This window comes from Rhodococcus sp. NPDC003322 (assembly GCF_053589555.1).
On sequence record NZ_JBSFSC010000001.1, the window covers coordinates 1,024,900 to 1,043,077 of the forward strand.

At 70.9% G+C, this 18,178-nt stretch carries 18 protein-coding genes and 1 pseudogene; 6 read left to right on the plus strand and 13 right to left on the minus strand.

Annotated elements, in window-relative coordinates; all coding sequences use genetic code 11:
• Positions 1-6: 6 nt before the first annotated feature.
• The 3 genes from ACWDUM_RS04790 to purS form a co-directional block, all read right to left on the minus strand.
• Positions 7-1,038: an NAD(P)H-dependent amine dehydrogenase family protein gene (locus tag ACWDUM_RS04790; RefSeq protein WP_450115372.1), complete on the minus strand. Its 1,032-nt coding sequence runs from the start codon at positions 1,036-1,038 to the stop codon at positions 7-9.
• A 214-nt stretch (positions 1,039-1,252) separates the two neighbouring features.
• Positions 1,253-1,930, minus strand: a complete 678-nt coding sequence (gene purQ / locus ACWDUM_RS04795) for a phosphoribosylformylglycinamidine synthase subunit PurQ (RefSeq protein ID WP_450133075.1) — start codon at positions 1,928-1,930, stop codon at positions 1,253-1,255.
• On the minus strand, positions 1,927-2,172 hold the full coding sequence (purS, locus tag ACWDUM_RS04800) for a phosphoribosylformylglycinamidine synthase subunit PurS (RefSeq protein ID WP_007529998.1): 246 nt from the start codon (positions 2,170-2,172) through the stop codon (positions 1,927-1,929). The genes purQ and purS overlap by 4 nt, the downstream gene beginning before the upstream one ends.
• A 206-nt stretch (positions 2,173-2,378) precedes the next feature.
• On the opposite strand from purS, the gene ACWDUM_RS04805 reads away from it, so the two are divergent.
• Positions 2,379-3,026 carry an MBL fold metallo-hydrolase gene (locus ACWDUM_RS04805; protein ID WP_450133076.1) on the plus strand — a complete coding sequence of 216 codons (648 nt, stop codon included), beginning with the start codon at positions 2,379-2,381 and terminating at the stop codon, positions 3,024-3,026.
• A gap of 25 nt (positions 3,027-3,051) precedes the next feature.
• Here the strand turns inward: ACWDUM_RS04805 and ACWDUM_RS04810 are convergent, their stop codons facing one another.
• Complete coding sequence (locus tag ACWDUM_RS04810; RefSeq protein WP_450133077.1) at positions 3,052-3,429, minus strand: VOC family protein; 378 nt, start codon at positions 3,427-3,429, stop codon at positions 3,052-3,054.
• 80 nt (positions 3,430-3,509) lie between these two features.
• On the opposite strand from ACWDUM_RS04810, the gene ACWDUM_RS04815 reads away from it, so the two are divergent.
• Together ACWDUM_RS04815 and ACWDUM_RS04820 are read left to right on the plus strand one after the other, a co-directional pair.
• Positions 3,510-4,241: a TetR/AcrR family transcriptional regulator gene (locus tag ACWDUM_RS04815; RefSeq protein ID WP_450133078.1), complete on the plus strand. Its 732-nt coding sequence runs from the start codon at positions 3,510-3,512 to the stop codon at positions 4,239-4,241.
• Between the two features lie 119 nt (positions 4,242-4,360).
• Entirely contained in the window at positions 4,361-4,948 is a 588-nt protein-coding gene (locus ACWDUM_RS04820) for a TetR/AcrR family transcriptional regulator (RefSeq protein WP_450115377.1), read from the plus strand.
• A gap of 6 nt (positions 4,949-4,954) precedes the next feature.
• Here ACWDUM_RS04820 and ACWDUM_RS04825 read toward each other — a convergent pair whose 3' ends face one another.
• From ACWDUM_RS04825 to ACWDUM_RS04845, 5 genes are all read right to left on the minus strand, one after another.
• Positions 4,955-5,659: a DUF2334 domain-containing protein gene (locus ACWDUM_RS04825; protein ID WP_450133079.1), complete on the minus strand. Its 705-nt coding sequence runs from the start codon at positions 5,657-5,659 to the stop codon at positions 4,955-4,957.
• Positions 5,660-5,758: 99 nt separating this feature from the next.
• Positions 5,759-6,244 carry a glutathione peroxidase gene (locus tag ACWDUM_RS04830; RefSeq protein WP_450115379.1) on the minus strand — a complete coding sequence of 162 codons (486 nt, stop codon included), beginning with the start codon at positions 6,242-6,244 and terminating at the stop codon, positions 5,759-5,761.
• 168 nt (positions 6,245-6,412) lie between these two features.
• Positions 6,413-7,378 carry a class 1b ribonucleoside-diphosphate reductase subunit beta gene (gene nrdF, locus ACWDUM_RS04835; protein WP_450133080.1) on the minus strand — a complete coding sequence of 322 codons (966 nt, stop codon included), beginning with the start codon at positions 7,376-7,378 and terminating at the stop codon, positions 6,413-6,415.
• Positions 7,379-7,439: 61 nt separating this feature from the next.
• A complete protein-coding gene (locus ACWDUM_RS04840; protein ID WP_450133081.1) occupies positions 7,440-9,560 on the minus strand; it encodes a S9 family peptidase in 2,121 nt (706 codons plus the stop codon).
• 242 nt (positions 9,561-9,802) lie between these two features.
• Positions 9,803-10,684 carry a phosphoribosylaminoimidazolesuccinocarboxamide synthase gene (locus ACWDUM_RS04845; protein ID WP_450133082.1) on the minus strand — a complete coding sequence of 294 codons (882 nt, stop codon included), beginning with the start codon at positions 10,682-10,684 and terminating at the stop codon, positions 9,803-9,805.
• A gap of 37 nt (positions 10,685-10,721) precedes the next feature.
• Here ACWDUM_RS04845 and ACWDUM_RS04850 point away from each other — a divergent pair, with 37 nt between their 5' ends.
• Together ACWDUM_RS04850 and ACWDUM_RS04855 are read left to right on the plus strand one after the other, a co-directional pair.
• Complete coding sequence (locus ACWDUM_RS04850) at positions 10,722-12,143, plus strand: MDR family MFS transporter (RefSeq protein ID WP_450133083.1); 1,422 nt, start codon at positions 10,722-10,724, stop codon at positions 12,141-12,143.
• Between the two features lie 5 nt (positions 12,144-12,148).
• Positions 12,149-12,493 (plus strand): SelT/SelW/SelH family protein, encoded by a 345-nt coding sequence (locus ACWDUM_RS04855; protein ID WP_450133084.1) that lies wholly within the window; start codon positions 12,149-12,151, stop codon positions 12,491-12,493.
• A gap of 10 nt (positions 12,494-12,503) precedes the next feature.
• Here ACWDUM_RS04855 and ACWDUM_RS04860 read toward each other — a convergent pair whose 3' ends face one another.
• The 3 genes from ACWDUM_RS04860 to ACWDUM_RS04870 all read right to left on the minus strand — a co-directional run bounded on the left by ACWDUM_RS04860 (position 12,504) and on the right by ACWDUM_RS04870 (position 14,786).
• Positions 12,504-13,493: a pyridoxal-phosphate dependent enzyme gene (locus ACWDUM_RS04860; protein ID WP_450133085.1), complete on the minus strand. Its 990-nt coding sequence runs from the start codon at positions 13,491-13,493 to the stop codon at positions 12,504-12,506.
• Between the two features lie 101 nt (positions 13,494-13,594).
• The gene (locus ACWDUM_RS04865; RefSeq protein ID WP_450133086.1) at positions 13,595-14,275 is read right to left on the minus strand and encodes a PaaI family thioesterase; all 681 of its coding nucleotides are present in this window, start codon (positions 14,273-14,275) and stop codon (positions 13,595-13,597) included.
• Between the two features lie 58 nt (positions 14,276-14,333).
• Positions 14,334-14,786, minus strand: coding sequence for an HIT family protein (locus ACWDUM_RS04870; protein ID WP_450133087.1), 453 nt, complete (start codon positions 14,784-14,786; stop codon positions 14,334-14,336).
• 157 nt (positions 14,787-14,943) lie between these two features.
• Between ACWDUM_RS04870 and ACWDUM_RS04875 the strand changes: the two are divergent.
• Positions 14,944-16,353, plus strand: a pseudogene (locus tag ACWDUM_RS04875) (FAD-dependent oxidoreductase); the annotation flags it as partial.
• Here ACWDUM_RS04875 and ACWDUM_RS04880 read toward each other — a convergent pair.
• Positions 16,273-18,171 (minus strand): ABC transporter ATP-binding protein, encoded by a 1,899-nt coding sequence (locus ACWDUM_RS04880; protein ID WP_450133330.1) that lies wholly within the window; start codon positions 18,169-18,171, stop codon positions 16,273-16,275. The pseudogene ACWDUM_RS04875 and the gene ACWDUM_RS04880 overlap by 81 nt on opposite strands.
• Between the last annotated feature and the right edge of the window lie 7 nt (positions 18,172-18,178).

Genomic DNA, 18,178 nt, shown 5'->3' on the forward strand with positions numbered 1-18,178 from the left:
GCGGAATCAGGCGCTTCGCGCGACGTCGAGCGCGTCGTGCACGCCCGGCGGCCTGCCCGCCAGCACCGCGATCGCGTCGACAAGCCGGTCGACGGCGGCCGCGGCGCCGTCCCGGGACCCCGGCTCGATCGTGACCTCCACCCGCGGATCCCCCTCGACGACCACCAGGTGCACGGTCCCGCCCGCGGGCACGGTCGGCCAGTCGGGCGCGCAGTCGGGGTGGATCCGGCCGATGTGTTCGATGACGATCCGGGGCTCACCGTCCACGATGCCCTGCACCTCGAACCGCACCGCGCCCTGACCGCCTGCCTCGAACTTGCCCATGGTGTCGGTTTCGACGGTCACCTCGATCTGCACTCGGTCCACGGATTCTCGGATCTCGTCGAGTTCCACGCCGAGGGCGCGCGCCAGCAGCCGCACCCGGTCACCCCACACCATCGTCGGCATCCGCGGCGCCAGCATCGGCGGCAGGTAGGACAGCGGCTCTCCCATGCCCATCAGGTAGCGGACCGATCCGGGGAGGTCGTAGCCCGAGTAGTCGACGATCTCCCGGCAGCGGATCGACCGCGCGCCGGCGTCGAGGCCGCCGAGCACCAGCGGCAGCACGTGGTTGGCCCAGTCCGGGTCGACGTCACCCACGTACAGGGAACCGCCACCGGCCACGATGGCGGACCGGATCTCCTCGCGGACCGCGGGTTCGGCGGCGCGGTGGTCGTGCAGCGGGTAGATCGGCGGCGTCACCACCACGGCACCGGTCCGCAGCGCCGCGACGAGGTCGGCGACCGCATCGCGGGACCGGGTGGTGCCGGAGCCGGCGTAGACCACCGCACCCGGACGCGTCGCGAGCACCGCGGCGGCATCGTCCGTGGCGACGATCCCGAGCGTGCGCCCGAGGCCGGCGAGGTGGCCGGCGTCGCGACCGACGCGGTCCCCGGCCGGCACGAGGACGGCGGTCAGGTCCAGCGCCGGATGCGCGTCGACGGCGCGGATCGCGTCCCGCGCGATGCTGCCGGCGCCCCACACGATGGTCGAGATCATGGCCGGACGGTAGCAGGACGGGGCGCACTCCGCCGCCGGGCACGTCCCGGGAAAAGCCGCGTGCACAGGGCTTTCCGCGCCTGCACACAGGTGTTCGGCGGACATCTCCCGTGTGCATGCGGGAACGGGTGTGTGCACACGGGTTCTGCGCGGAGTGGGCAAGGCATGACGAACGACGGCCCCGGGAGTCCCGGGGCCGTCGGTGCGTCCGACGTCAGGCGGAGACGACGCTCTCGAGGACGGAGTAGAACATGCCGAGCCCGTCGTCGCTCGGGCCGGTAAGCGGCTCGGTCGCGTGCTCGGGGTGCGGCATCAGGCCGACGACGCGGCCGTTCGCGGACGCGATGCCCGCGATGCCGCGCTGCGAACCGTTCGGGTTGTTGCCGGCGTAGCGGAACACCACGCGGCCCTCCCCCTCGAGCTCGTCGAGCACCTTCTCCGACGCCTGGTAGCGGCCCTCACCCGACTTGAGCGGGATGAGGATCTCGGCGCCGGTCTCGTAGCGGGTGGTCCACGCGGTCGAGGTGGACTCGACCTTCAGCCACTCGTCACGGCAGATGAAGTGCAGGCCCTCGTTGCGGGTCAGCGCGCCGGGCAGCAGGCCGGCCTCGCAGAGCACCTGGAAGCCGTTGCAGATGCCGAGGACGGGCATGCCACCCTTGGCGGCCTCCACGACCTTGCCCATCACCGGCGCGAACCGGGCGATCGCGCCGCAGCGCAGGTAGTCGCCGTAGGAGAAACCACCGGGGACGATGACGGCGTCGACACCCTTGAGGTCGGCGTCGCCGTGCCACAGGCTGACGGCCTCGCCACCGGACAGGGTCACCGCGCGGGCGGCGTCGACGTCGTCGAGGGTGCCCGGGAAGGTGATGACTCCGATACGGGCGCTCATGCCTCGACGTCGATTCGCCGCACGGCCCAGTCCTCGATCACCGTGTTGGCGAGCAGGCCTTCGGCGATCTTCTCGAGCTCGGCGTCCTCGACGCTGCCGTCGATCTCGAGCTCGAACCGCTTGCCCTGGCGGACGTCGGACACGCCGGCGAAGCCCAGCCGGGACAGCGCCCCGACGATGGCCTGCCCCTGCGGGTCGAGGATCTCGGCCTTGGGCATGACTTCGACAACGACACGGGCCACGTGCTGCTCCTCGCTTGGTGCTGCGGTTGTGCCCGGGAGAATCACGCGGGCAACTGGCAGTTTACCGGTCCATCCGCACTCCCTCCGCACCGCCCGACCACCGCCGGGTGAACGGAACCGTTCAGTCGATCGGATCGACCGAATGCTTCCGTTCACTCGATCACCGGAACCGCTGGCCCGGTGTGAACCAGCGCATACTCGAGGGCATGCAGCTCACCCACTTCGGCCATTCCTGCCTGCTCGTCGAGCACCTCGGTTCGAAGATCCTCTTCGACCCCGGCAACTTCTCGCACGGCTTCGAGGGCATCACCGGCCTGGACGCGATCGCGATCACCCACCAGCATCCCGACCACGCCGACCCGGCGCGGCTGCCGGCGCTGGTCGAGGCCAACCCGGACGCGGCGCTGTACGCGGACCCCCAGACGGCCGCGCAGCTCGGCGGCGACTGGACCGCGGTGCGGCCCGGCGACGCGTTCGACGTCGGTCGGGTGCACGTGCGCGGCACCGGCGGCAGGCACGCGGTGATCCATCCCGACCTCGCGGTCATCGACAACACCGCGTTCCTCGTCGGCGACGACGAGAACCCGGCCCGGCTGCTGCACCCGGGCGACTCGCTGTACATCCCGCACGAGAAGGTCGACGTGCTCGCGCTGCCCGCGGCCGCGCCGTGGCTGAAGATCTCGGAGGCGATCGACTACCTGCGCGCGGTGGCGCCGCGGGTGGCGGTGCCGATCCACCAGGCGATCCTCGCGAACCAGGCGACCGGCATCTTCTACGGCCGCTACACGGACATGGCCCCGGACGGCACCGAGTTCCGGGTGCTGAACGAGGAGTCGGGCACCGAGGTGTCCTGAGCCGGACCGCGCACAGGGGTTCCGCTCACAGCCACTGCACCAGTTGCCAGACGATGCCGTTGGGGTCCGAGAACTGGCAGTAGCGCTCACCCCAGGGCTCGGTCTCGGGTTCGGTGACGACGGTGGCACCTGCTGCGGCGATGCGGGCGAACTCGGCGTCGATGTCGTCGACGACGAACACGATCAGCAGGCCCTGACCTGCCGATCCCGCGATCGATGCCGGCTTGAACGTGCCCAGACCGGTGCGCAGGAAGATCACGTTGACGCCTGCGGCCGGGTGCGCGAGGGAGACGAAGCCGTCGTCGGCCATGGCCTCGGTGAAGCCGAAGTGGGTCTTGGCGAACTCCGCGGATGCGGCGGGGTCCGCGACATTCAGGGAAAGCGCGGTGCCTGCGATCTTCATGTGACCTCCACTGGACGAGAAAACCTTATGCAACGTACAACGTATTTCCCACTTCGGATTGTTCCCACCGGAGGTGCCCGATGGCGCTGGACCTGATCGACCTGCTGTGGCGAGACCACCCCGCCGCACCCAAGGGCGGCACCCGGGGGCCGCGGTCGAAGGTCACCACGGCACAGACCGTCGACGCCGCGCTCGCCGTCGCCGACGCCGAGGGTCTGGACGCCCTGACCGTCCGACGGATCGCGGCCGACCTCGGGATCTCCACGATGGCGCTCTACACGCATGTCGGGTCCCGCGACGATCTGCTCGTGCTCATGGCCGACGCCGTCCGCGCGCGTCGGCCGCGGGCGCCGTACCGGAGCGACGCCTGGCGCGACCGGGTACGCCAGGTCGCCGAGGAGGAGCTGGCGCTGCACGCCGCGCACAGGTGGCTGATCGACGTCACCGACCAGCGCACGTCGTTCGGCCCCGGCACGATCGCGCACTACGACCACGACCTGCAGGCATTCGACCCGACGCCCTTGGACGACGTCACCCGCGACGCCGCACTGACGTTCGTCACGGACTTCGTCCGGTCCGCGGCACGTGCTCGCCGGCCCGACCCGCGGGCCGCCGACATCGCCGAGGCGTGGTCGAACTGGAACGAACGGCTGGGCACCTACCTCGGCGCGGACTTCGGCCTCGCGCGACGGGTCGGCGCCGCCGCCGGCGCGGCGATGAACACGTCGTACAGTCCGGACGCCGCCTGGAGTTTCGGGCTCGACCGCGTCCTGGACTCGTTGTCCGTCCTGATCGAGCCGGACCGCTCGTGACGCCGTCGAGCGTGCGCGACTGTCGCCGTCGAGCGAGGCAGGTCGCGGCACGTCCGGAGTGTCGGCACCGTCACACCTCGGCGATCGAGGCCGACCGCGGACGTACCTAAAATGGTGCGGTGCCGAAACTGATCGACCACGACCAACGAAAGCAGGAGATCGCCGAGGCGGTGTGGCGCCTGATCCTGCGCCACGGCATCACCGCGGTCTCGGTGCGCGACGTCGCCGCGGAGGCCGACCTGTCGACCGGATCGCTGCGGCACACGTTCGCGAGCAAGGCCGACCTGCTCGCCTACTCGATGCGACTGGTCCACGTCCGGGCGCGGTACCGGATCCTCACGCACGTGACCGTCGCGGAGCCGCGGGCCCGCGCGCTGGCGATGCTGTCCGAGCTGCTCCCCCTCGACGACGTCCGGCGCTGTGAGATGGAGGTCAACCTCGCCCTGGTGGCCGAGGCGCCGGCACATCCCGAGCTCGGGGCGATCGCGCTGGACGCGCAGCGGGACATGCGGCTCGGATGCGGGAAGATCCTCGCCGACCTGGCACGGCACGGTCTGGTCGCCGCGTCGCGGGACATCGACGCCGAGGCGATGCATCTGCACGCGTTGATCGACGGCGCGGCGATGCACGCCGTGCTCGGCGAGACGGACAGCCCGGAGAGCGCGCTGCGGATGGTCACCGAGCATCTCGACTCGCTCGCCGGGTAGGCCCGGTTACGCCACCTCGAGGTCGTCCCGGCGCGACCGCCAGCGGTAGGTGTCGGCGCGGGCCTCGTGGTGCAGGGCGAGGTCGACCGCGTCGAGCACGGCCTGCCGCGGACCGGGTTGCGCGAGCTGCTTGGCGGAGATCGCGAGCCGGACGACGCCACCGCGACGGGCGGTCCGACCGGCTCCGAGCAGCAGCGCGCGGCACCGCCACGGTTCGGCGCGGAATCCGTCGCCGATGCCGAACACCCGCGCCTTCACGACGGTGCCGCGGTCGAGGTCGTGAATGCCGGTGAGCCCGGCGAGCAGCCGGAATCCGGTGTGCGGCAACGCCGTCACCGCGCCCTGCGACGCCTGCCAGCGGGGCGCCGCGAACGCCCGGGTCCGCAGTCCCGTCTCCTCCATCACCCGGTCGGCGGCGAGCAGGCGCAGCGTCGCCTCGTGCTGCGGCAGGGCCGCGAACTCGGCGCGGCGCTTCTTGGTGGCGGCCTGGTCGTAGCCGTGCAGCACGATCGCGTCGCCGCCGTCCCGGCGGGTACGCAACCAGTCCTGAGTCGGTTCGTCCCGTACGAGTCGGTACTTGTCCTTGAGCCGCGGGGCAACCAGCAGCGACAGCGGTACACCCCTCGCATCCATCTCGTCCGCGAACCCGGCTGCGAGTTCCCGGGTCTCGTCCCTGATCCCCGACACCGACACGATCAGCGTTGCGGCCATGCGGTCAGCCTGGCAGCCGAAGATGAACAGGCGCTGACGCGCTCGTGAGCGGTTTGTGGGTCCCTGGACCCGTGAACCGCGCACGAGCGGCGGAGCCGCCTACAGCAGGGCGTCGATGGCCGACACGACCTCGGGGGCGTCCGGCTCGGTGCGCGGGCGGAAGCGGTTCGCAACAGTGCCGTCGGCGGTGATCAGGAACTTCTCGAAGTTCCACTGGATGTCACCGGCAGCGCCCTCGGCGTCGACGGCCTGAGTCAACTGCGTGTACAGCGGGTGCCGGTCGTCGCCGTTGACGTCGATCTTCTCCAGCAGCGGGAAGGTGACGCCGTAGGTGGTCGAGCAGAACTCCTGGATCTCCTCGGCGGTGCCCGGCTCCTGGCCCATGAACTGGTTGCACGGCACCCCCACGACGGTCAGACCGCGGTCGGCGTAGTCCTTCGCCAGCTGCTCGAGGGCGGTGTACTGCGGGGTGAGACCGCACTTGGAGGCCACGTTGACCAGCAGGATCGCCTTGCCGCCGAGGGCGCGCAGCGAGGTCGCCTCGCCGGCAAGGGTGTCGATGTCGATGTCGAGGAGATTCGTCATGGCGACCACCGTACGTGCGCTCAGCCCGGGCGGCGGGCAGTGCCGCCAGGCCCGCGTCGATGGAGTCGAGGGAGGCCAGTGCGGTGCGATGGGTGGCGGCGTTGCCGAACTTCACCGCGACGACGTTGCCCGGGCTTCGTACGGCGCGACCGAGCAGGCCCGGACGAATCACCGCTCCCAGTCGGAGTCCTCCGTGGGCTCGGGGGTGGGCAGGGCGTACGCACTGCCCGCACCGGAGAAGAAGTCGTGAGTCTCCCCGGCCCCCGGGTCGAGAGCCGCCAGGATCTCCGGGCGGACGACACACTCGGCCGCCGCGAACCGGGGGCCGTAACCGAGGTTGGCCAGGGCCCGGTTCGCGTTGAAGCGCATGAACGGGAGCACCTCGCCGGTCCAGCCGACGCCGTCGTACAGGTCGTGTGCGTACCCGACCTCGTTGTCGTACAGCGCCTGCAGCAGCTCATGGGTGTAAGTGCGGTGCCGGGCGCGCACGCGGCCGTCGGCCCGGTCCAGCGCCCGCCGGCAGGTGTGACCGATGTAGAACCCGTGCACGGCCTCGTCCCGCATGATCAGCCGAATCAGATCGCCGGTGTTGGTGAGCACGCCGCGGGAGACGAAACGCAGCGGCAGGTAGAAGCCCGAATAGAACAGGAACGACTCCAGCAGGACGGAGGCGGCCTTCCTGGCCAGCGGGTCGTCGCCGCGGTAGTGGTCCAGCACGATGCCCGCCTTGCGCTGCAGGTGGAGGTTGCGTTCGGACCAGTCGAACGCCTCGTCGATCTCCCTGCTCGAACACAGCGTGGAGAAGACCGCGCTGTAGCTCTTGGCGTGTACCGACTCCATGAACGCCATGTTGGTCAGCACCGCCGCCTCCTGTGCGGTGCCTGCATCGGCGATCATCGCGACCGCGCCGACGGTGGCCTGTGCGGTGTCCAGCAGCGTCAGGCCGGTGAAGACCCGGATGGTCAGCCGGCGTTCGGTCTCGGTGAGGGCCCGCCACGAGGGCACGTCGTTCGACAGCGCCACCCGTTCGGGCAACCAGAAGTTGCCGGTCAGCCGGTCCCACACCCGCACGTCCGTGGGGTCGGGCGGCCGGGTCCAGTCGATCGCGTGCGCGCGACCCGCGCCTGCGGCCACGTCCCCATTGTCCCCCGACGGGGTGGCCGGGGGACGTCGACGGACCCGGTCGGCCCGGCGGTCAGCTCGCGCCGACGGTGTCCAGCACCCAGGCGTACTCGAACGCGACCTCCCGCCACTTCTCGTACCGGCCGCTGACGCCGCCGTGGCCGGCGCTCATCTCCGTCTTGAGCAGGAGCGGCGAGTCGCCGGTCTTGGTGGCGCGCAGCTGCGCCACCCACTTGGCCGGCTCCACGTACAGCACCCGCGTGTCGTTGATGCTGGTGATCGCGAGGATCGCCGGGTAGTCGTGGGCGCCGACGTTCTCGTACGGGCTGTACGAGCGCATGTAGTCGTAGACGTCCTTGTCCGCGAGGGGGTTTCCCCACTCGTCCCATTCGATGACGGTCAGCGGCAGGGACGGATCGAGGATCGAGGTGAGCGGGTCCACGAACGGCACGTTCGCCAGGATCCCGGCGAACAGCTCGGGCGCCAGGTTCGCCACCGCGCCCACCAGCAACCCGCCCGCGCTGCCGCCGTCGGCCACCATCTGCCGCGGCGTGGTGCGCCCGGTGTCGACGAGATGCCGTGCGCAGGCGACGAAGTCGGTGAAGGTGTTCTTCTTCGACAGCATCTTGCCGTTGTCGTACCAGTGCCGGCCCATCTCGCCGCCGCCGCGCACGTGCGCGACCGCGAACACCACGCCGCGGTCGAGCAGCGACAGCCGGGCCACCGAGAACCCGGGGTCGGTGCTGGCCTCGTAGGAGCCGTACCCGTACAGCAGCAGCGGCGCGGGGTCATCGCCGCCGCGGCGCCGCACCAGCGAGATCGGGACCCGGGTGCCGTCCTCCGCGGTGGCCCAGTCACGGTGCTGCTCGTAGTCGGCGGGGTCGTACCCGCCCAGCACCGGCTGCTCCTTCCGCAGCAGCAGCGTCCCGGTCGCGATCTCGTAGTCGTAGACCCGGCTCGGCGTGATGAAGGACGTGTATCCCATTCGCAGCAGCGGGCTTTCCCACTCCGGGTTGGAACCGGCGCCGACCGAGTACAGCTCCTCGCCGAACTCGAGCTCACGCAGATCGCCGTACCCGGAGTCGGTGAGCGGCCACACCGCGAGCCGGGTCAGCGCCTCCCGCCGATAGCTGACCACCAGGTGACCGGCGAACGCGTCGACGTCCTCGAGGCGGACGTCGGCGCGGTGGGCGATCAGGGTTCGCTGCTCGGTCGGATCGGCGACCGGGGCGTCGACAAGGGTGAAGTTCTCCGCCTTGACCCCGTCCACGATCCCGTTGTGCAGGATCAGGAACCGGTCCTGACCGCCGACCACGGCGTGCTCGACGGCGTACTCGACGCCCTCCTCGCGGGGCAGGACGACGGTGAATTCGCCCTCGGGGTTCGCGGATTCGAGGTACCAGATCTCGGAGGTGATCTTCGAGCCGAGCCACACGGTCAGGTACTTCTCGCTCCGGGTGGATCCGAAGCCGACCCAGTACCGCTCGTCGGGCTCGTGGAAGACGCGCACGTCCGCGGACTGCGGCGTGCCCAGCTCGTGCCGCCAGACGGTGTCCGGCCGCCACGCGTCGTCCACGGTCAGGTAGAAGACGTGCCGGTTGTCCATCGACCAGGTCGCGCCGGGTGCGGTGCCGGGGATCTCGTCGGCGAGCAGCTCGCCGGTGTCGAGGTTCTTGAACCGCAGCAGGTAGCGCTCGTCGCCTGCGGTGTCGACGGAGTACGCGAGCAGGGTGCCGTCCAGGGTCACCGACATCGCGCCGAGCGCGAAGAAGTCGTGCCCCTCGGCGAGCTCGTTGCCGTCGAGCAGCACCTGCTCGCCCTCGATGTCGGTGTCCGCGGCGAGGACCGGCGGCGTCCAGTCGTCGGGCCCGGCGATCGGGCAGCGGCAGTGCACCCCGTACTGCTTGCCCTCGAACGAACGCGAGTAGTACCACCACTGCCCCATCCGGGACGGCACCGACAGGTCGGTCTCCTGGGTGCGGGACTTTATCTCCCCGAAGATCGACTCCCGCAGCGGCGCGAGGTGCTCGGTCTGCGCCTCGGTGTGGGCGTTCTCGGCCTCGAGATATGCGACGACCTCGGGGTCGCTCTTGTCCCGCAGCCACTCGTAGTTGTCGACGAACGTGTCGCCGTGGTGGGTGCGCGGCTGGGGAACCTTCTTCGCGACCGGAGGCGCAGCGACGGGCGAACTCATGCCGCCCACCCTATGCGCTGTCCCCCGGCCGCGGCGGGCCTGCCCCGGACGCGGCCCGGGCGCGCCCCGAGTGCGGCCGGGACGCGTCTCCCAATCCCTCTCGGATGCACCTGGCGAAACAATCGTCGTCCTGTAAGGCGGAGGAGAAGCCGATACCGGGTTTGTATCGGCGCCGACGACAACGCAGCAGGGCGGCGATTGGGCGCCAGGGGCGCCGAAACGGGGATTGGGAGACGTGTCCTTTAGAGCCAGTCGGCGAAGGACAGTCCGGAGATCCGCTCGTATGCCTCGATGTAGCGGGCGCGGGTGGCGTCGATGATGTCCTGCGGCAGCGGCGGCGGGGGCGTGTCGGAGGCGCGGTCCCAGCCGGAGTCCGGCCCGGTGAGCCAGTCCCGGACGAACTGCTTGTCGAAGCTGGGCTGCACCTTGCCCGCCTCGTAGCCCTCCGCGGGCCAGTACCGCGAGGAGTCGGGGGTGAGCACCTCGTCGGCGAGCACCAGGTTGCCGTCGGCGTCGATGCCGAACTCGAACTTGGTGTCCGCCAGGATGATTCCCCGCTCACCAGCGAAGATGGCGGCGCGGGAGTAGATGTCGAGGGTGTCCTCGCGCAGCTTGAACGCGAGGTTCTGACCGAGCTGATCGACGATGGTGGGGAAGTCGACGTTCTCGTCGTGGTCACCGAGCGCGGCCTTGGTCGCGGGGGTGAAGATCGGCTCGGGCAGCTGCGACGCCTCGACGAGGCCCTCGGGCAGCTGCACGCCGCACACCGCGCCGGTGCGCTGGTAGTCCGCCAGCCCCGACCCGGTCAGGTAGCCGCGGGCGACGCACTCGACGGGCACCATGTTCAGCTTCTTGACCACCAGGGCGCGGCCGAGCACCTCCTCGGGGATGCGCTCGTCGTCCGGCGGCCCGGCGAGGTGGTTGTGCGCGGTCAGCCGGTTGAAGAAGAAGACGCTCATCGCGGTGAGCACCCGGCCCTTGTCGGGGATCGGGGTGCTCAGGATGTGGTCGTAGGCGGAGATCCGGTCGCTGGCGACGAGCAGCAGGTGCTCGTCGTCGATGGTGTAGAGGTCGCGGACCTTGCCGCCGGCCAGGTGGGTGTAGTCGGAGAGTGAGGGGCGCACGGGCCAACCCTATCGGGTCTGCCCGATACTCGATCAGATGGCAATCGAGATCGACAGACGCGACATCGGGCTGCGTTCGGAACGCGGTCCCGTCCTGGCGTCGCTGATGCTGACCACCGCGCTGGTCGCGCTGGACTCAACGGTCATCGCGACCGCGGTGCTGACCATCGTCCGCGACCTCGGTGGCTTCGGCCAGTTCCCGTGGCTGTTCTCGATCTATCTGCTCGCGCAGGCGGTCTCGGTGCCGATCTACGGCAAGCTCGCCGACCTGTTCGGCCGCAAGCCGGTGATGCTGTTCGGCATCGCGGCGTTCTGCCTGGGTTCGGTGCTGTGCGGCCTGGCGTGGTCGATGCCGGCGCTGATCGCGTTTCGGGCGATCCAGGGTCTCGGCGCCGGCGCGGTGCAGCCGATGAGCCTGACCATCGCCGGCGACATCTACACCCTCGCCGAACGCGCGAAGGCCCAGGGCTACCTCGCCAGTGTGTGGGGCATCTCCGCGGTGGTCGGGCCGACGCTCGGCGGGGTGTTCTCCGAGTACCTGTCGTGGCGGTGGATCTTCCTGGTCAACGTGCCGCTGTGCGCGGTCGCCGCGTGGGCGCTGCTGCGGCACTTCTCCGAGCAGCCGCGCCGCGACCGGCCCCGGATCGACTATCTCGGCGCGGTGCTGCTGACCGGCGGCGCGGCCCTGGTGATCCTCGGCCTGCTCGAGGGCGGGCAGGCGTGGGCGTGGGGGGCGCCGGCGTCGATCGCGGTGTTCGGGAGCGGCGCGGCGCTGCTGGTGGCGTTCGCGGTGGTCGAGCGGCGCGCCGCGGACCCGATCCTGCCGCCGTGGGTGCTCACCCGCCGGGTGCTGGTGGTCAGCAGCACGATCTCGGCCGCGGTCGGCGCGATCATCATGGGCCTGACGTCGTACGTGCCGACGTTCGTGCAGGGTGTGCTCGGTACCGGCGCGCTGGTCGCCGGATTCGCGCTCGCCACCCTGACGATCGGCTGGCCGATCTCCGCCTCACTCGCAGGCCGGCTGTATCTGCGCGTCGGTTTCCGCGTCACCGCGCTGATCGGCGCGGCCGCGGCAGTCGCGGGCATGGCGCTGACGACCGGCCTGGACGCCGGGTCGCGGGTGTGGGAGGTGGCGGTGATCTGCTTCGTGATCGGCGCGGGCATGGGACTGGTGTCGAGCCCGACGCTGATCGCCGCGCAATCCAGCGTGGACTGGTCGCAGCGTGGTGTCGTCACCTCGACGAACATGTTCGCCCGGTCGATCGGCAGCGCGGTCGGGGTGGCGGCGTTCGGCGCGATCGTCAACGCCCGGCTGGACGGAACCGACACCCCGGCACCGGAACAGTTGTCGGGCGCACTGCACCTGGTGTTCCTGGCCGTGACCGCGACCGCGGTGGTGATTCTGGTGGCGGCGGCGTTCATGCCGAGTCGTGTGCGCTCCCCCGATTTGGCAGGCTGAGGGTCATGGGATCCCCGGAGGCGCCTCGGGCGAGGGTGCGCATCACGTACTGCACGCAGTGCCAGTGGCTGCTGCGGGCGGCGTGGATGGCGCAGGAACTGCTGAGCACGTTCGGCACCGACCTCGGCGAGGTGGCCCTGGTCCCCGCCACAGGCGGCGTCTTCCTGGTCGAGGTCGACGGCGCCGTCGTGTGGGACCGGTCCCGCGACGGCGGGTTCCCGGAGGCCAAGGTCCTCAAGCAGCGGGTCCGCGACGTCGTCGCCCCGGACCGGGATCTCGGCCACGCCGACCGGCCGCGGGACCCGCGCACGGGTCGCGCCGCGACGGGGCTGCCGGACCCGCAGGGCTGAGCGACGGCGCTCAGCGCGGTCCGTACGTGTCGACGAACACGATCGGCGCGTCCCCGAACATCGGGTGCCGGTCGAGGGCGATCGACGCGGCGAAGGCCTTGGCGGTGTACACCGGATCGAGCGTGAGGCCGGCCGCGGCCGCGACCCGCCCGGCGGCGGCACCCTCGACCGTCGGGTGCCCGTATCCCGGCCCGAGCCAGCGCCGGGTGACGACCAACGATCCGGGCGCGAGATCGACCGCACCGAGCCGGGCGCCGCGACGGCGCAGCAGCCGCTCGGTGCGGCGCGCGAGCCCGATCAGGTTGCGCTCCGCCAGTGGCAGGGTGTCGTTGACCACGACCGCGACCACCCGGGTGCGCAGTCCGGCGAGCCGCAGGCCAAGCAGCAACCCGGCCGCGGTGCCGCCGGATCCGACCGCGGTGACCACGGCCGCGGGCTCGGGCATCTCGCCGCGGTGGACCTGCGTGGCCAGTTCGAGCGCGGCCTCGACGTACCCGAGGGTGCCGATCGGGGTCGAGCCGCCGGCGGGCAGGTAGTACGGGAGCCCGTGCCGGGCGAACAGCCAGGGGGCGGCCGCGATCGTGCGGGCCTTGGTGTGGGTCCGGTGCACCGTTGCCCCGGAGGCGTGCAGACGCGCGAGCTGTGCCCGAACGTGCTCGTCCACCGGCTGGTCGACGAGGGCCAGCGCGGTGTCGACGCCCTGCTCGCGCGCGTAAAGCGCCGTCGCGAGCCCCCAGTTGGTGCCCAGCGCCCCGACGGTGAGGATCCGGCGCGAGCCCCGGGCCGCGACGTCGGGCAGGATCCATTCCAGCTTGCGGATCTTGTTGCCGCCCCAGCCGCCGTCACCGAACCCGCTGTCGTCCTTGCACCACAAGCGGTTTCGCTCCCCGAGACCGTCGAGTCGGGTCAGTGGGGTCGGCCGCGATCCGAGCCGCAGGTGCGGCAGCGTCGCGGCGAGCTCCGGGTAGCGGCGATGCAGTTCGGGGCGAGCGTCACCCATGACGTCGGCACGCTTCTCGTCGTCCGTGCATTCGAGGTCCGTGCATTCGCGGTCCGTGCATTCGCGCAGACTACGCAACCCGCCGCCCCGACGTCGGCGGTTCAGCCTGCGGTCGACGCGGTCTGATCCGCAACCGCCTCGCGCGCCCAGCGCGGCAGGATGAAGATGCCCTCGGCCTCGACGGTGACGCCCTCGGCGTCGGCGATGTGTCCCCTCACGAACGCCTTGACGCCTTCGATCCGATCGAAGCGGGCCTCGGCGTGCAGGTCGCCCAGTGGTGTCGGGCGCCGGTAACGCAGCGTGAGTGTCCCGGTCATGCCGGGGCGGCCTGCGGCGACCGCGGTGTCCCCGAGGAGCTGGTCGAGGATCAGCGCGCTGACGCCGCCGTGGGTGAGCCCGGCCGGGCCCTCGTACTGCGGTCCGAGGCGGAAGTCGGCCCAGACGCGGCCGTCCGCGTCGTAGTGGAGTTCGAGCGGCGGCGCGACGGGGTTCCGCAGGCCGTCGGCGGCGTTGCCCCAGCCCCGCTTCCAGCCCGAGGCGCCCCAGCGGACACCGTAGGGGCCGGGGATCGCCTTGCGCCGCAGCAGCGCCGTGGCCTCCTCGACGAGTTCGCGGGCGCGCCGGACGTCCGGATCCTCGACCTCGGTTTGCACGGTGGCCGCGATCAGGGCGCGGACACTGTCGGTCAGCGGACCGTAGAGGTCGACCTGGCGCTGGATCTCCTCGTCGGAGAGGTTGTCGCTGACGTAGAGAAGTCGCTGGTCGGGAATCGATTCGGTCACGTTGCCTCGCTCTGGTTCCGCACTACACGCAATGTGCATGCTACATACGTACGGATCGTCAACCGTCCGCGAGGCGTCGCCGGATGGTGCCGGCGAGATAGTCGAGGTCGTCGCGGCGCGGCATCGTCGGGCGACCCCGCAGCCCGAAGCCGTCACCGCCGTTGCGCGGGATGACGTGCAGGTGCACGTGGAACACCTCCTGCCCCGCGGCGACGCCGTCGGCGAGGAAGAGGTTGACGCCGTCGGCGCGCGGGCCGTCCTCGGGTTCGCCGGGGATCCGGGTTCCGCCGTCCCGCAGGGCCGTGGCGATCCGCTGCCCGACCGCGAACACCCGGCGTCCGTCCTCCGGGTCCAGCTCGGCCAGCCCGGACGCGTGCGCCTTCGGGACCACCAGCAGGTGCCCCGGGGTGAAGGGCCGGATGTCCATGAACGCGACGGTGTGCTCGTCCTCGTGGACGATGCTGGCCTCGGCCGTGCGGGCGACGATGGCACAGAAGACGCAGGGGGTCATGCTCGTCGATGTTATCGACGCGACAGCCGAAGTTCCGTCGACCCAAGAGAATTGGGCACCCGTCCCGTCCAACGGGCAACCGCCTTCCCGACCCGACCCGGCGGACCTAGCGTGACCGGCACCACACCGATGTCCGGTGTCGACCACAGGAGAACCGATGAGCGCACGCGTACCTGTCACACCGATCGACGCTGCCGAGATCGACACCTACGACCACGAGACCGACGTCCTGATCATCGGTTACGGCTGCGCCGGCGCCTCCGCCGCGCTCGAGGCGAACGCCGCGGGAGCCGACGTCGTGCTGCTGGAACGACAGAGCGGTGGTGGCGGTTCGTCGGCGCTGTCCGGTGGCGAGATGTACCTCGGCGGCGGCACCCCGATCCAGGAGGCGTGCGGATTCACCGACACCGCCGAGGACATGGAGAAGTTCCTGCTCGCCGCGCTCGGCCCGGACGCCGACCAGGAGAAGGTGGGCCTCTACAGCCGCGAGAGCGTCGCCCACTTCCAGTGGCTCGTCGACAACGGTGTGCCGTTCAAGCCGTCGCTGTGGGATTCGCCGACGTGGGTGCCGCCGACCGACGACGGCCTGATGTGGATGGGCGAGAACGCCTACCCGTTCCACGAGATCGCCGAGCCCGCACCGCGCGGGCACCGCGTCACGTCCGACGGCTTCGGCGGCAAGGTGCTGATGGCGGTGCTCGGCGAGGCCGTCGCCAAGACCGACATCGCGGTGCACACCGACACCACCGCGCTGCGGCTGATCGTCGAGGACGGCCGCGTGGTCGGCGTCGTGGCCCGGCACTTCAACGACACCGTCACCTACCGTGCCCGCCGCGGCGTGATCGTCACGACCGGCGGATTCGCCGACAACAAGGAGATGCTCGCCCAGCACGCCCCGCAGCTGGTGGGTCTGGGCGTCAACTCCGACGGCGGCGACGACGGCCGCGGCATCGTGATGGCGCAGGGCGTCGGCGCGGCGGTCAAGCACATGTCCGCCGGTCAGGTCGGCATCTCGCTGGTGCCGGGAATGATGGTGCGCGGCATGATCGTCAACAGCGTCGGTCAGCGGTTCATCAACGAGGACGTCTACCCCGGCCTGGTGGGGCAGGCGGCCCTGTTCAAGCACAACCTGCAGGTGTGGGTGATCCTCGACGAGCAGGCGTACGAGGAGATCCCGGTCGACGAACGCTGGGGCGTGCAACCGCATTTCGTCGCCGAGACCCTCGAGGAGCTCGAACGCGAGATCGGGATGCCCGAAGGCGCGCTGCAGACCACCGTCGGCGAGTACAACCGGTACGCCGAGCACGGCGAGGACCCCTACTTCCACAAGTCCTCGCGCTGGCTGCGCCCGCTGCAGTCGCCGTTCGCCGCGATCGACGTCCGCCGCGGCATGGCGCCCCCGGAGTACGGCGACGGCGGCACCGGGGGCGGCGGCGCCGAAGTGTTCACGATCGGCGGCCTGCACACCACCGTCGACGGTCGTGTCCTAGACCTCGACGGCGACCCGATCCCGGGACTCTTCGCGGCCGGCCGCGCGACGTCGGGCCTGCACTCGTGGGGCTACATCAGCGGCACCTCGCTGGGCGACGGCACGTTCTTCGGCCGCCGCGCGGGTGTCGCCGCGAGCGAGTAGCGCCGCGTACGAACCACCGCGGGCGACCAGGTCGTCGTGACTGCCGCTCTCGGCCACCCGGCCGTGGTCGAGGACGACGATCTGGTCGGCGCCCCGGACCGTGGAGAGCCGGTGCGCGATGGTGATCGTGGTGCGACCCCGGCTGACGGTGTCGAGGGCGCGCTGGACGGCGGCCTCGGTCTCGTTGTCCAGGGCACTGGTCGCCTCGTCGAGGACCAGGATCTTCGGGTCCCGCAGCAGGGTGCGGGCGATCGCCAGGCGCTGCTTCTCGCCACCGGAGAACCGGTGACCGCGGGCGCCGACCATGGTGTCGTAGCCGTCGGGCAGGGAGACGATCAGGTCGTGCACCTGGGCGGCGCGGGCCGCGTCCTCGATCTGCGCGTCCGTGGCGTCCGGGCGGGCGTGCCGCAGGTTGTCGCGGATGGTGGCGTGCAGCAGGTAGGTCTCCTGGGAGACGACGCCGACCAGTTCGGACAGTTCGGCGAGCGTGATGTCGCGCAGGTCGACGCCGTCGACGGTCACCCGGCCCGACGTCGGGTCGTGCAGCCGGGCCACCATCGACGCGAGAGTCGTCTTGCCGGAACCGGTCTCACCGACCAGCGCCAGCGAGCTGCCTGCCGCGGCGGTGATCGAGACGTGGTCGACGGCGTCGCGGTCGGCGCCCGGGTAGCGCAGGACGACATCCTCGAAGCGGACGGTGCCCGCCACCGCGTCGCGGGGCATCGGGACGGGCCGCTCGGGATCGTCGATCTCGACGGGCAGGTCCAGGTACTCGAAGATCCGGCTGAAAAGGGCCAGCGAGCTGGTCACCGAGACGCCGACGTCGAGCAGGCTCATCAACGGCCGGAACAGCGCCCCCTGCAGGCCGGTGAACGCGACCAGGGTGCCGATCGACATGCCACCGGAGGTCGCGGGCAGTCCGGCGACGAGGTACAGCAGCGCGGGGATGGCGGCGAAGATGATGTTCATCGTGGCCATCCGCCAGCGGCCGGACAGCTGGGAGCGGACCTCGAGGTCGGACAGGTGCGCGGAGGTGTCGGCGAATCGCTGCGACATGGCGGGTCCGTTGCCGAGGGTCTTGCCGAGCTGGACGCCGCTGATGGACAGCGACTCCTCGATCTGCGTCTGCATGTCGGCGAGGGTGCGCTGGCGCCGCGTGGTGATCTCGCGGCGCATCCGGGCGACGCGGCGGGTGAGCCAGATCGCGGGCGGCAGCACGATCAGCGACAGCAGCGACAGCCGCCAGCTGAGCACCGCCATCGCGACCGCGGTGCCGACGACGGTGGTCACGTTCGAGGCGATGGAGGTGGCGGTGGAGGTGACGACGGTCTGCATGCCGCCGATGTCGTTGGTGAGGCGTGACTGGATCTCCCCGCCGCGGGTGCGGGTGAAGAAGCCCAGGGACTGGCGCTGCAGGTGGGTGAAGACGTCGGTGCGCAGGCCGTGCATGATGCGCTGGCCGACGGTGGTGGAGATCCAGGTCTGGACGACGCCGAGCACCGAGCCTGCGACGGTGACGGCGAGCATCGCGATCACGGCCCAGACCAACAGCGAAACGTTCTGCTGCGGGATGGCGCGGTCGATGACGGCGCGCACGAGGAACGGGTTGGCGAGCGTGATCACCGAGGACGCGACGATGAGCGCGACGACGACGGCGATCTGGGTGCGGTAGGGGGCGAAGAGGGCGCCGATCCGGCGCAGGCTCACCGGCTTCTCGGCCAGTTGGGCGCGATCGGCGGGGTCGATCTTCATCTGGCGG